14 protein-coding genes are annotated in these 12,322 nt (G+C 60.6%); 9 read left to right on the forward strand and 5 right to left on the reverse strand.

The features are described from left to right. Positions 1-24 precede the first annotated feature (24 nt). Positions 25-369 carry a TrbC/VirB2 family protein gene (locus tag SZ64_RS03730; RefSeq protein WP_054532073.1) on the reverse strand — a complete coding sequence of 115 codons (345 nt, stop codon included), beginning with the start codon at positions 367-369 and terminating at the stop codon, positions 25-27. Between the two features lie 348 nt (positions 370-717). Here SZ64_RS03730 and SZ64_RS03735 point away from each other — a divergent pair, with 348 nt between their 5' ends. Next, positions 718-1,179 (forward strand): transcriptional regulator, encoded by a 462-nt coding sequence (locus SZ64_RS03735; RefSeq protein ID WP_054529585.1) that lies wholly within the window; start codon positions 718-720, stop codon positions 1,177-1,179. A gap of 49 nt (positions 1,180-1,228) precedes the next feature. Next, entirely contained in the window at positions 1,229-1,480 is a 252-nt protein-coding gene (locus SZ64_RS03740) for an AlpA family phage regulatory protein (protein WP_054529586.1), read from the forward strand. A 174-nt stretch (positions 1,481-1,654) separates the two neighbouring features. On the opposite strand, the gene SZ64_RS03745 is transcribed toward SZ64_RS03740, so the two are convergent. Beyond that, complete coding sequence (locus SZ64_RS03745) at positions 1,655-2,287, reverse strand: cation transporter (protein ID WP_054529587.1); 633 nt, start codon at positions 2,285-2,287, stop codon at positions 1,655-1,657. A gap of 131 nt (positions 2,288-2,418) precedes the next feature. Here SZ64_RS03745 and SZ64_RS03750 point away from each other — a divergent pair, with 131 nt between their 5' ends. The 7 genes from SZ64_RS03750 (at position 2,419) to SZ64_RS03780 (ending at position 10,314) form a co-directional block, all read left to right on the forward strand. Then, a complete protein-coding gene (locus SZ64_RS03750) occupies positions 2,419-2,811 on the forward strand; it encodes a helix-turn-helix domain-containing protein (protein WP_054529588.1) in 393 nt (130 codons plus the stop codon). A 74-nt stretch (positions 2,812-2,885) separates the two neighbouring features. Next, the gene (locus SZ64_RS03755) at positions 2,886-3,506 is read left to right on the forward strand and encodes a class I SAM-dependent methyltransferase (protein ID WP_199797065.1); all 621 of its coding nucleotides are present in this window, start codon (positions 2,886-2,888) and stop codon (positions 3,504-3,506) included. Between the two features lie 74 nt (positions 3,507-3,580). Continuing rightward, on the forward strand, positions 3,581-3,946 hold the full coding sequence (locus SZ64_RS03760) for a hypothetical protein (protein WP_054529590.1): 366 nt from the start codon (positions 3,581-3,583) through the stop codon (positions 3,944-3,946). A gap of 113 nt (positions 3,947-4,059) precedes the next feature. Further along, positions 4,060-5,286 (forward strand): TolC family protein, encoded by a 1,227-nt coding sequence (locus SZ64_RS03765; RefSeq protein WP_054529591.1) that lies wholly within the window; start codon positions 4,060-4,062, stop codon positions 5,284-5,286. After that, entirely contained in the window at positions 5,283-6,788 is a 1,506-nt protein-coding gene (locus tag SZ64_RS03770; protein ID WP_067184696.1) for an efflux RND transporter periplasmic adaptor subunit, read from the forward strand. The genes SZ64_RS03765 and SZ64_RS03770 overlap by 4 nt, the downstream gene beginning before the upstream one ends. Then, on the forward strand, positions 6,785-9,949 hold the full coding sequence (locus SZ64_RS03775; protein ID WP_054529593.1) for an efflux RND transporter permease subunit: 3,165 nt from the start codon (positions 6,785-6,787) through the stop codon (positions 9,947-9,949). Before SZ64_RS03770 ends, SZ64_RS03775 begins: the two co-directional genes overlap by 4 nt. Then, a complete protein-coding gene (locus SZ64_RS03780) occupies positions 9,928-10,314 on the forward strand; it encodes a copper-binding protein (protein WP_237233518.1) in 387 nt (128 codons plus the stop codon). The genes SZ64_RS03775 and SZ64_RS03780 overlap by 22 nt, the downstream gene beginning before the upstream one ends. A gap of 98 nt (positions 10,315-10,412) precedes the next feature. Here the strand turns inward: SZ64_RS03780 and SZ64_RS03785 are convergent, their stop codons facing one another. The 3 genes from SZ64_RS03785 to SZ64_RS03800 form a co-directional block, all read right to left on the reverse strand. Further along, complete coding sequence (locus tag SZ64_RS03785) at positions 10,413-10,799, reverse strand: DUF302 domain-containing protein (RefSeq protein WP_054529595.1); 387 nt, start codon at positions 10,797-10,799, stop codon at positions 10,413-10,415. Between the two features lie 22 nt (positions 10,800-10,821). Then, positions 10,822-11,885, reverse strand: a protein-coding gene (locus tag SZ64_RS18155; protein ID WP_193391501.1) for an IS630 family transposase whose coding sequence is annotated in 2 segments (ribosomal slippage) — positions 10,822-11,391 and positions 11,394-11,885 — 1,062 coding nt in all. Because the reading frame shifts where the segments join, the coding sequence is not laid out codon by codon here. 68 nt (positions 11,886-11,953) lie between these two features. Next, positions 11,954-12,292: a hypothetical protein gene (locus SZ64_RS03800; RefSeq protein WP_241772976.1), complete on the reverse strand. Its 339-nt coding sequence runs from the start codon at positions 12,290-12,292 to the stop codon at positions 11,954-11,956. Positions 12,293-12,322 lie beyond the last annotated feature (30 nt).

Here is a 12,322-nt window from a genome sequence, read left to right on the forward strand (position 1 = left end):
CGACGCGCCTTCCCGTCCGATGCGTCAGATGACCGCGGTGACGACCGAGGTGACGATCGGAACACCCGTGCCGACGCCGATGCCGACACCGACCGGAACAGCGACCTGTCCGAGCGAGAACCGGCCCGAGGCGAGACCGATGAGGCCGCCTGCAAGACTGAGGACGGTGATGATCTTGCCGCCCGAGCCTTCGAGAAAATCGGTGAATTTCGTCAGGGCAGGGGTGAAGGTCGTGTCGGCGCCAGCGTAGGCGGCGCTCGCGGCCAGTGCTGCGACCGCAAGCGGTACCGCGAATGTCATGGCCCGCCCGAACTTCGAGGGGTTCTGATCAATGGCGCCGGAACGCCGGGGGAGGGTGAGAGACTGCATATGGAGCTCCATCTGGAGGGGGAAACCCAGCGTTCTTTCGTTCGCTGTGTGTTCCACATGCATCTAGGAAATCGATGTAGGAAAGTCGGATTGCCGCTGGGGCTGAAGTGGCGGACGGATATGGACGCATCAATTGGCCGGCGTCGGCGATAATACGCAGAAACAGCGGCTTATCTGGTAATCAACGTCGACGAGTTCCGACAAGCGTGGCGGTGATTGTCGGCGACTCGGGCCTAGGAGATGATTCGCCTAGAAACGAGATGTTCCGTAAATGTTCTTTTCATTTTCCTACATCGATCGCGCGCGATATGGCTACGACTCAGTTCCTCATCGTTGGAGTTTTTGTCGATGCATCAGCCCGCGCCATTCCGAGGCGAAGCCAACACCAGCCTCGCGCACATTCTTGCCCATGCAATCGAGTCGTCTGACAAGCCCAAGCACCAGATCGCTCGAGAAGTCGGGATCCACCGCGAGACCCTGCTTCGTGTCATGCGCGGCGATCGGCCGATCGGCCTTGATGAAGCCGCGCGCGTTCTCGATGTCTGCGGCGCCTTTCCCCGCGCCAGCATGATCCTCGCCCTGGCTGGTCAGGAGGATCTCGCCTGCGAATGGATGCGCAGCGAAATGGGGGAGTTCCTTGAGGACTTCTTTACGGCCTTGCCAGGTCAGCTCGAACGCACGCTTGGGCGACGCGTCGAGGATTTGCGGCCCCGGTGGGCGAACGGCACTTCGCAGCTCGTTGCCCGTATGCTTGCCAAGCATATCGATGATTTTGCCAACCGCGACATTTCGATGGCGCTGCCGCGCTGATCCAATTCACCTCGGAGGGGACCGAGAAATTGACCCGACAGGAGCGATCATGAATGCACATCCCCAGCCTACCGAGGACGGCGCAAGCGCAAACCAGGCGTCGCCACAAGTCCCCCCGCCGGCAAGGCTTTTGCGGCTGCCTGAAGTCATCGACCGCGTTGGCCTGCGTCGTTCGGCTATCTATCAGCGGATGAGCGAAGGCCGCTTTCCGAAATCCCGTTCGCTCGGCCCCAAATGCGCTGTCTGGGTGGAAGCAGAGATCAACGACTGGATCGATGAAATTGCAAGACGCAATACTTGAATATTCAAGGGGGATAGCGAGGCCTTTGGAAATCCCGAGGGCTATAAAGTCGAGCAATGATTTCATCGTGTATGGAGTTTTAAGCCTCTTGCCCGTCCACCCGGGCCTTCAAGACGACCATAGTCGAGAAAGATCGCAGTCGGGTGTTATTACTCGCCCGGGGTGTCGACAGCCTCAACCCAGGCTTGCTTCTCGCCATGCCGGCACAGCGTCGCGAAGGACGCGCCAGGACGATCTGAGAAAGATGAAGGCAATGAGCCCACCCACCACAATGTCGGGCCATACTGAACCACTCATATGGACCAGACCTGCAGCGACAATGACACCGAAGTTGGAAACCACATCGTTCCGCGAGCATTCGAATGTGCTGCTCATATTCACGTTGCGGTTGCGGAAGCGCCACAGTAGCGCAAGGCACACGACATTCGCGGCGAGCGCGGTACCTCCGAACAACAGCATGAGCGACGATGATGGCGGGACACCATTGACGATCTTGTCGGCAATCTCCCAGAGTACTGCTGCGCCAAAGACGAAAATGATGATCCCCTTCACGATTGCCGCGCCAGCCTCCCATTGCGCTCCGCGATGCAACGCGTAGAGGCTCAAGGCGTAAACCACACCATCTCCGAACATGTCGATTGAATCTGCCATGAGCGCAGATGATTGCGCGACCACCCCACCTGAAAACTCGACGATGAACATCGCGAAATTGATCGCCATTACAATAATGAGAACGCGACGCTGATCCCGTTTTGTCGCCATCTCAGCGATCGCTTCGCTCTTCTTCGAGCAGCAGTCATCAGCCATTTGAACCCTCTAATTACGACGGAACGAATGGGATGGCCGATGCCGGTCGCTGTCGTCTCCGTTGATTGATTGCACACTATGAACCTTGTAGGAACTACAAGGTCAAGAGGGCGACGGTCAGGACCAACACGATGAGGATCGGAGAACTTGCTCGCGCAACGGGCGTGAGTGCGGAGACAATTCGCTTCTACGAACGCGAGGGCATTCTAAAGCGGCCGGCTCGCACTGCGAGCAACTATCGCGACTACGGAAAGAATGATCTGGCATTGCTCAAATTCATCCGTTCCGCGCGCGATCTGGGATTCTCGATGGCGCAGGTGCGTGAGCTACTGGATTTAGCAGACGACCGCTCCCGATCGTGCGTCGCAGTAGACGAGTTGGCTCGTGCGCATCTTGCCGACGTTGACCGCAAGATCGCGGAGCTTTCGTCGCTTCGCAACGAACTCGCCCGATTGCTGTCGAAATGTGAGCAAGGCTCTATTGAAGACTGTCTGATAATTGAAGCTCTCGGACAGCAAGGATAGCGCGAGTGAGGCCGCGCTCATTCGGTTCGCTTGAGTTGCCCTATTTGCTAGTCCGTCGGCGAGGAGGGTGAACGGTGAGCAGCGACATGGAGGCACATTGGAACCGGGTCTACCGGCAAAAAGGTAGCAATGGGGTTAGCTGGTATCAGGAGAAGCCCACACTGTCTCTCGCAGCCCTTGATCGCTTCGGTGCGCGGCCCACGGATGCACTCATTGACGTAGGTGGAGGAGCGTCTTCGCTTGTCGACCATCTGCTTGACCGTGGCTGGGAGGATCTTTCTGTACTCGATCTAGCGCAGTCGTCACTTGATGCGGCCCGTTTGCGACTGGGTGATCGTGGCGAACAGATCGTGTGGATTCGTGCGGATATCACGCAGTGGACGCCACCCCGCAGCTATGACGTCTGGCATGATCGGGCTGTTTTTCATTTTCTGACGGAGCCGGCCCAGCGCTCAGCATACAAGGCTGCACTTGCGCAGGGTCTCTTACCGGGAGGATTGGTCATCATGGCAACCTTTGCCCCTGACGGTCCGGAAAAATGCAGCGGTCTGCCTGTCGTACGCTACGACGCGGAAGGTTTGCAGGCGGAACCCGGCGACAGCTTTGAATTGCTGGAGGACTGGCGCGAAGAGCACGTTACCCCGTGGGGCGACAGACAGGCTTTTGTCTGGTGCGTATTTAGAAAACGATCATGAGAGCACGACGAACAAAAGGCTGGCAATAGGTATGCCAGCTTGATCGCATTCGCGGCTACGGGTATCGAAGCCTGGTGACCATCCTGCGCGCCTTTGCCGTATTGTGCATGAGCTTCGGCCTGTTCGTGCAGGTCGCCGCGCATGCGGCTGCAGTCCCGCAACTCCAGGTGGCCGAAATGGATTGCGCGGAAATGCACCAATCGGCTCCCGGTCAGATGAGCATGCAGGATCAGGTTCCCGATGACAGCGGGCCTTGCAAGAACAAGACGCTCGACTGCCTTGTCGCGATGAACTGCATCCCCCCGCTGTTCATGTCGGATACAACGGCCGGTTCGGTCGCTCTTCAGTTCCATCGGCCTCTCTACCAGGCATCGGGCAAGGACTGGCTCCCGGGTTCGTCGTCCGCACCTGAACCACCCCCTCCAGAAACAATTTCCTGATCTTCGCTAGTGCGGGCGCTGCCCGTGCTCCCCGACTCCAGCAAAGCTTCGTGCTGGCCTGGAGTGCGAAGCCGTGGCGGCAGGGCCGCTAACGGCGAGCCAGGAATTCAGACATGAGGTATTTCCTCGCATTCTGCGGGGCTTTGATGTCGGGCATGTCGCCGGTATTGGCCCGGCCGGTCAGCTACGACGAAGCCTTGCGCGGCGCTGTTCTGGGACAGCCGCAAGTAAGATCGCGCGAACTGCAACTCGATGCGCGTCGCAGCGCCGCCGATGCTGCCGACGAACTGCCCGATCCGACACTGCGCGCGGGCATCCGCAATCTTCCCGTTACCGGCCCCGATCTCCTGGACCCGACAATGATGACCATGCTCGAGGTCGGGATCGAACAACAGATACCCAATCTTGCGGAGAGGCGCGCAAGGGCCGGTATCGCCACTGCCGATATCGAAACTGCCAGCGCCGAACTTGCCCGTACCCGATATCTGGCGCGACTGGGGGCAGGCGAATCCTGGGTTCGGCTGGCCTATGCCCAGCGTAGGCTGGTGGTCGCGGATACTGCGCTCGATCAGGTTTACGAACTTGTCCCTGTCTCCCGCAGCGCGGTCTCATCGGGCTCGGCGCGCCCCGCTGAAAGTCTCGAGGTTCGCCGCGCTGTTCTCGAGATCGAGGACGCACGAACTGCCATCGAAGCCGACGAGGCGGCGGCGCAGGCGCAGCTTGCACGATATATCGATGAAACCGATGCGGTCGCGGCAGGCGAACCTCCTTCCGCCGAAATCGATCCCGAAGAATTACGGCGAAGTCTAGCGAACCATCCAGAGATCCTGCTTGCGGGTGCCCAGTTACGCGAGATGCAGGCAAGGGTCGATCTCGCCCGGTCCGACAACCGGCCCGATTTCGGAGTGAGTGCCAGCTACGGGGTTCGCGAACGCCAGTACGGCGATATGTTCACTGTCATGGGGAGCATAACGCTTCCCCTCTTCGGCAAGCATCGCCAGCAACCGCTGATTGCTGCCGCGGACGCAGAAGCCCAGGCCGCAATCGCCAATCGCGAAGACCGGATGCGAGCTCTGAACGCTCGGTTCGAAGCCGATCTTGCCGTTTGGCGAAGCGCTTTTCGCCAATGGCAGAGGGCACGCGAGGAACTGCTGCCATTGGCCAGGGACAGGGTATCCCTCGAAACTGCCAGCTATGCCGCCGGACGTGCCGACCTGATCGACGTCATCGCGGCGATCAAGGCGTTGGCACTCCTCGATATCGAAATCCTGAGGCGTGAGGAGGCCACCGTGGCAGCCGCCACGAGGCTCCGCCTGGCTTACACGGAGGATGTTCAGTGACAAATGCGTGGAGCAGGCTCACCCCGCGTCACAAATCGTGGATGGTCACCGGCGTTATCGTCCTGACGACCTTTGCTGCCGGATACGGAATTGCGCGACTGGGAACGCAGGGCGATTCCACTGTTGCCGTAAGCGCTGATTGCGAGGACGTGCTGTACTGGTACGATCCGATGGTGCCCGGTCAGCATTTCAACGAGCCCGGCAAATCACCGTTCATGGACATGCAACTGGTGCCCAAATGCGCTGGAGAGGAAGCATCGACCGGTGTGCGCATCGATCCGGGACTGGTCCAGAACTTTGGCATTCGCACTTCGGCTGCCGAATATGGCGTCCTTGAACCGGAAATCACGGTCACCGGGGTGCTTGCCTATAACGGCCGTGATGTCGCCATCGTGCAGCCACGTGCGGGGGGATATGTTCAACGCACTTATGGCCGCGCTCCTGATGATGTCGTGGCCCGCGGTGCCCCTATCGCCGACATTCTCGTTCCCGAATGGGGCGGAGCCCAGGAGGAATACCTCGCAGTGGCCCGCACCGGGAACAGCGAACTTGCTGCGGCAGCGCGTGAACGGATGCGGTTGCAGGGCATGTCCGACTCCCTGATTTCTTCGGTCGCGCGCAGCGGACGCCCTCATTCCACTATTACGGTTACAGCTCCTATCAGCGGTGCAATCACCGCGTTGGGAGTGCGCTCGGGAATGACGGTCGCCTCGGGCCAGACGCTGGCCGAGATCAGCGGGTTCTCACCCATCTGGCTCGAGGCCAATGTTCCGGAGGCGCATGCTAGCTCCGTGAGGGTTGGCCAGCCAATCGAAGCGAGCCTGACCGCCTTTCCAGAAGACCGCTTCAGCGGCCGTATTGTCGCCATCTTGGCGACCGCGCAGGCTGCGAGCCGGACGATCACCGTTCGCGCGGAACTCTCCAACCCCGGCGGGCGGCTGAAACCGGGGATGTTTGCGCAGGTCACGCTCCTACCCGAACGGCGCGAAGCGCTGCTGATCCCGTCGGAGGCGGTAATCCGTACCGGCCGGCGCACTATCGTCATGCTGAAGCAGGATGCCGGGGGATTTGCGCCGGCGGAGGTTCGGATCGGCCGGGAAGCGAACGGTCGGACCGAGGTTCTCGCCGGACTCGCCCCCGGCGAGGAAGTGGTAACTTCCGGGCAATTCCTGCTCGATTCCGAAGCCAGCCTGACTGGCCTCGATATCCGGCCAGTCGACGCGGCTAGCGGGGACACAGGCAGTGGCGGCGGCGCGCGCACTCAAGGTGCCGGTAACGCGACCCTTAGCGCAACGGGGACGATCGAGAAGATCGGTGAGCGCTCAATCACGCTTAGGCATGGACCGGTACCGCGACTCGATTGGCCGGCAATGACAATGGCATTCGCCGTTGAGGGCAGCGCGCAGCTACGCGGACTGAAACGTGGCGACCACGTTCGCTTCACCTTTACGCAGAGCGAGGCCGGACCACGCATCGCGTCGATCACGAAGGTGGATCAATGATCGGCCGGCTTATCGACTGGTCGATAGCGAACCGGCTGTTCGTAGTCCTCACAGCGATTGCCGTTACGCTTGGCGGGCTTTGGGCTGTCCGGACTACGCCGGTGGATGCCATTCCAGACCTGTCAGATGTGCAGGTGGTGGTTCGATCCAACTATCCCGGCCAGGCACCGCGGATCGTCGAGGACCAGGTTACCTATCCGCTTGCCACGACAATGCTGTCGGTGCCCGGCGCCAAGACCGTGCGCGGTTACTCAATGTTCGGCGACAGCTATGTCTACATCATCTTCGAGGATGGCACCGACCTCTACTGGGCGCGTTCGCGCGTCCTCGAATACCTCAACCAGGTGCAGAACCGGCTTCCCGACGGCGTAACCAGCACATTGGGACCAGATGCCACCGGCGTAGGATGGATCTATGAATACGCAATAGTCGACCGGTCCGGAGGGCATGACCTTGCAGGCCTGAGATCGCTCCAGGACTGGTTCCTACGATACGAGCTCAAGACCATTCCGGGCATCGCCGAAGTCGCCAGTGTCGGGGGCATGGTCAGGCAGTACCAGATCGTGCTCGATCCCTATCGTATGGCCTCCTTCGGGGTGACCCATGCCGAGATTGTGAGGGCGATCCAGGCCTCCAACCAGGAAACCGGCGGGTCGGTGGTCGAGATGGGCGAAGCCGAATACATGGTTCGGGCGTCAGGATATCTTACTTCGCTTGACGACTTCAGGCAGATCCCACTTAGGACCGTTGGTGTCGGCGTCCCGGTCACGCTCGGTGATGTCGCGACGATCCAGGTCGGGCCGGAAATGCGTCGGGGCATCGCCGAACTCGACGGCCAGGGCGAAGTTGCCGGCGGGATCGTGGTCCTGCGCCAGGGCGCCGATGCGCGTAGCGCGATCGCAGCAGTCGAGCAGAGGCTCGCCAGCCTACAGGCCAGCCTGCCGCAGGGTGTCGAAATCGTCACGACCTACGACCGGTCACGGCTGATCGATGCCTCGGTCGAGAACCTGACACACAAGCTCATCGAGGAGTTCATCGTCGTGGCGCTCGTGTGCGCCCTGTTCCTGTGGCACGCGCGCTCGGCTCTCGTCGCCATAGTGACCCTGCCGTTAGGCGTCCTTGCCGCCTTCGTAGTCATGCGGTTTCAGGGCGTGAACGCGAACATCATGTCGCTCGGCGGCATTGCCATCGCCATAGGCGCGATGGTCGATGCGGCGGTGGTGATGATCGAGAACGCCCACAAGCATTTGGAACGCTGGGAGCAGGAAAATCCTGATGTGCTTCTGTCGGTCAAAGAGCGCTGGCGTATCATCGCCGATGCCTCCAAGGAAGTAGGCCCGGCACTGTTTTTCAGCCTGCTTATTATCACGCTGTCGTTCCTTCCCGTTTTCACCCTGCAGGCGCAGGAAGGACGGCTGTTTGCACCACTCGCCTTCACCAAGACCTATGCGATGGCGGCGGCTGCGATCCTCTCGGTCACGCTGGTGCCGGTGCTCATGGGCTGGCTGATCCGGGGCAAGATTCCCTCGGAAGACAGCAACTTTATCAATCGCGGGCTGACCCGGGCTTACCGGCCCGGCCTCGACTGGGTCATGCGACGACCGAAGCTGACACTTGCCATCGCGGGAGCCATTTTCCTCACCACGGCCATACCTTTCACCCGGCTCGGCGGCGAATTTCTGCCCCCGCTCGACGAAGGGGACCTGCTTTACATGCCGAGCGCCCTGCCTGGCCTGTCTCCGGCGGAAGCCTCCGCGCTCCTCCAGCGAACGGACCGGCTGATCAAATCAGTGCCGGAAGTCGAGACGGTGTTCGGAAAGGCGGGGCGGGCGGACACGGCGACCGATCCTGCTCCCCTGACGATGTTCGAGACCACCATCCGCTTCAAGCCGCGCGACGAGTGGCGTGCCGGAATGACACCCGACAAGCTCGTCGAGGAACTCGACAGGGTGGTCCAGGTGCCCGGTCTGGCCAACGTTTGGGTCCCTCCGATCCGCAACCGGATCGATATGCTGGCTACCGGCATCAAGAGTCCGATCGGCGTCAAGGTGTCCGGCGAGGATCTGGGCGAGATCGAACGGGTAGCGCTGAGAATAGAAGATATCGCCGGAGATATACCGGGTGTCAGCTCGGCGCTCGCCGAGCGGTTGTCGGGCGGGCGCTATGTCGATGTCGACATCGACCGGGCAGCGGCCGCCCGCTATGGCCTCAACATTGCCGACGTGCAGCAGATCGTCTCGGGCGCGATCGGCGGTGCAAATGTTGCCCGGACCGTCGAGGGGCTGGCGCGCTATCCGATCAATGTTCGCTATCCGCGCGAAATCCGCGACAGCATCGACGAATTGCGGGCGCTCCCGGTGCTCACGCCTTCGGGTCAGCAGATTACCCTTGGCACTATAGCGACTTTGCGCGTGAGCGACGGGCCACCGATGCTCAAGAGCGAACAGGGCCGTCTGACCAGCTATGTCTACGTCGATGTGCGCGGCCGCGACCTTGCTGCTGTGGTTGCGGATCTCCAGCAGGCAGTAGCGAACAAACTCGAAGTGCCCCCGGGTGTCAGCCTGTCCTACGCGGGGCAATTTGAATACCTTACGCGCGCCTACGAGCGGCTGCAGGTCGTGGTGCCCGCAACGCTCGCGATCATCTTCCTGCTACTTTATCTTATATTCCGGCGGGTCGATGAGGCACTGCTGATCATGGGAACGCTGCCGTTCGCCCTGACAGGCGGATTCTGGCTTCTTTATCTGATGGGCTACAATCAGTCCGTCGCAACTGCGGTCGGTTTTATCGCGCTCGCCGGGGTCTCGGCAGAATTTGGCGTGGTCATGCTCATCTATCTGAAAGCTGCGCTGCAACGGCGTGGCGAAGACCCCGCCGGCAATGAAGTCGGAGAAGCGATCCGAGAAGGGGCCCTGCTGCGCGTGCGGCCCAAGGCGATGACCGTGGCGGTTATCCTCGCCGGCCTTTTCCCGATCCTCATCGGGAGCGGAGCCGGCGCAGAAGTCATGAGCCGCATTGCCGCGCCCATGGTGGGCGGGATGATCACCGCGCCGCTGCTCTCAATGTTTCTGCTGCCCGCAGCCTACCTGCTGATGCGGCAGCCGAAAGCTAATCCCACGAAAGACAAAGGAGATGAAGAATGCGTACCCCAACCAGGTTGATGATTGCCATCATCCCATTCGCACTTGCTGCCTGCAGCGAACAAAGCGAGCCGGAGCAAAGCGAGAATATGCCCATGGCGTCCCAGGATATGCCTATGAACGGCGCCATGCCGATGGGCGGGCAGATGGGCGAGGCGATGGGACAGATGGCTAATGCGCAAGGCACCGTTACAGCTATCGACGATGAGGCCGGAACGATCACGATTGATCACGGCCCGGTTGAAGCAGTCGACTGGCCTGCCATGACGATGGCCTTTGAAGCGGACGAAAGCGAACGGATGAAGGTCAAGGTGGGCGACGAGGTCACCTTCGGCTTTCGCATGGCCGACTCAGGAAGCGAGATAACCTCGATAGAAAAGAAGTGATGCTGGTGGGGAACGGCCAAGCATCCAACGCCGCCGTTCGCTGCAACTCCTGCTTTCACTTTTCAGCGGTCGATAGGAGCCGACAGGAGCAACTCGGCTCACAGCCGATCGATTGCCGCTTCAAGCTTATTCTTGACCTGGTTCGCAGCCTTTTTCAGTTCTTCGTTGTCGATCGCACTCATCGAGGCGACCGGGTTGATGGCAGCAACTTCGATCTCTCCGGAGGGCAGCTGCTGGACGATCACGTTGCATGGCAACATCGTGCCAACCTTATCCTCAATCTGCAGTGCTTCGTAGGCGAGAGCCGGATTGCAGGCGCCAAGAATTCGGTAGGGACGGAAATCGGCCCCGATCTTTTGCTTCAATGTCTTGGACATATCGATTTCGTTGATGATCCCGAATCCTTCGGTTCCGAGCGCGGAGCGAACACGTTCGAGTGCCGCTTCGATCGGGCCATCGAGTATTTTTGAATAGTAGTAGCTCATATCTAATACCAACCTGCATTGATCATGACCCACGGGCCCATTTGCGGCGGCCGATGGTCATGATGCGCCATGGCTGATCGGTGAGCTTGTTCCACGCCTCGCAGCAGTGATCGACGATGTTATCGTGGGAGGTGAACACGCGGTTGGAGAGCCAGTTGTCGCGCATAAACTGCCAGATGTTCTCGACGGGGTTGAGCTCTGGGCACTTGGCTGGCAGCGCGATGATGCTGATGTTGTCGGGCACGATGAGCTTTCCGGTCATGTGCCAACCGGCCTGATCCATCAGCACGACCGCGTGAGCGCCGGGGGCGACGGCGAGGGAGATTTCGGCAAGATGCAGGGACATCATCTCTGTATTGCAGAAGGGCAGAACAAGGCCGGCACCCTTGCCCTGCTCGGGGCAGATCGCGCCGAAGATGTAGGCCGATTTCGTCCGCTGATCCTTGGGCGCTGATGGCCGGGTCCCGCGTCTGGCCCAGCGCCGCGTGATCTTGTTCTTTTGGCCGATCCGCGCTTCGTCCTGGAACCATATCTCTATGGGCGTGCCCTTGGGGAGGGTTGCTCTGACCTTTGCCAGCTCGGCGGCAAAACCCCCTTTTTGAAGGCCTCCGCGGCGAGTTCGTTCTGGGCATGGTGGCGAGGCCGAGCCGTGAGCTTGACGTAGCCCAGCTTCTTCAGTTCGCGCGACACGGTGCTCACATCGAGCGAAACCGCAAACTCATCATGAAGCCACTGCACCAGATCGATCAGCCGCCAGCGCACGACGCCATGCACCGCCGGGATCGGACCACGCTCGACAACCTCCAGAAGCGCGCGGCGCTGAATATCATTGAGCCGGGATCGAGGACCGGGTGCCTTGCCATCCAGAAGGCCATCCGGGCCACGGGTATTGAACCGGACCACCCAGTCTCGCACGATCTGCAGACCCACCCCGCCGATCCGCGCCGCCGCAGTCCGGCTGCCACCGTCGTAGATCTCGGCCAAGGCTAAAAGCCGCCGCGTCTGGTTCGCGCTCTTCGACGCACGCGCCAATCGCCTCAAGGCAGCGCCATCATAATCATCACGCAAGCCGATCGCTGAACCCATCAAACTACCCTCCAGAACAGGGCGTCATAGATTCAGACTTTCAGGCTCTTGGGAATCCCCATCGTGAGTCAGCGGCCGCACAAGTTGGTATAATTTCCATCTCCACGACGCTCCGCCCGTTCGAGAAGCCGGAGCATTTCTGCGCGGGCCAACTCGGTGAGCGGATGATCGACTGCGTCTGGTCTCGGCCGGATCTCGTCCGCCCGCTCTCGTACGCGCCTACGGGTTTCCTGGTCCGATCCGGCAAGGACGGCGAGCAGAAGGTTCTCCATCGCGATCATGCGAATGCGCATCTGGACGAGCTCCGCATGTCCGGGCTCGCTCGCATCCCAGTGACCATCAACGCCCGGTGTTTCGTTCCCGTCGCTATCCATCATCATCTCCGCAGTTGTTTCCGGAAACAACACCGGGCACCCCGGGTCGTCCGGTGCCACAAG

Source organism: Erythrobacter sp. SG61-1L (assembly GCF_001305965.1).
Lineage (GTDB): Bacteria > Pseudomonadota > Alphaproteobacteria > Sphingomonadales > Sphingomonadaceae > Andeanibacterium.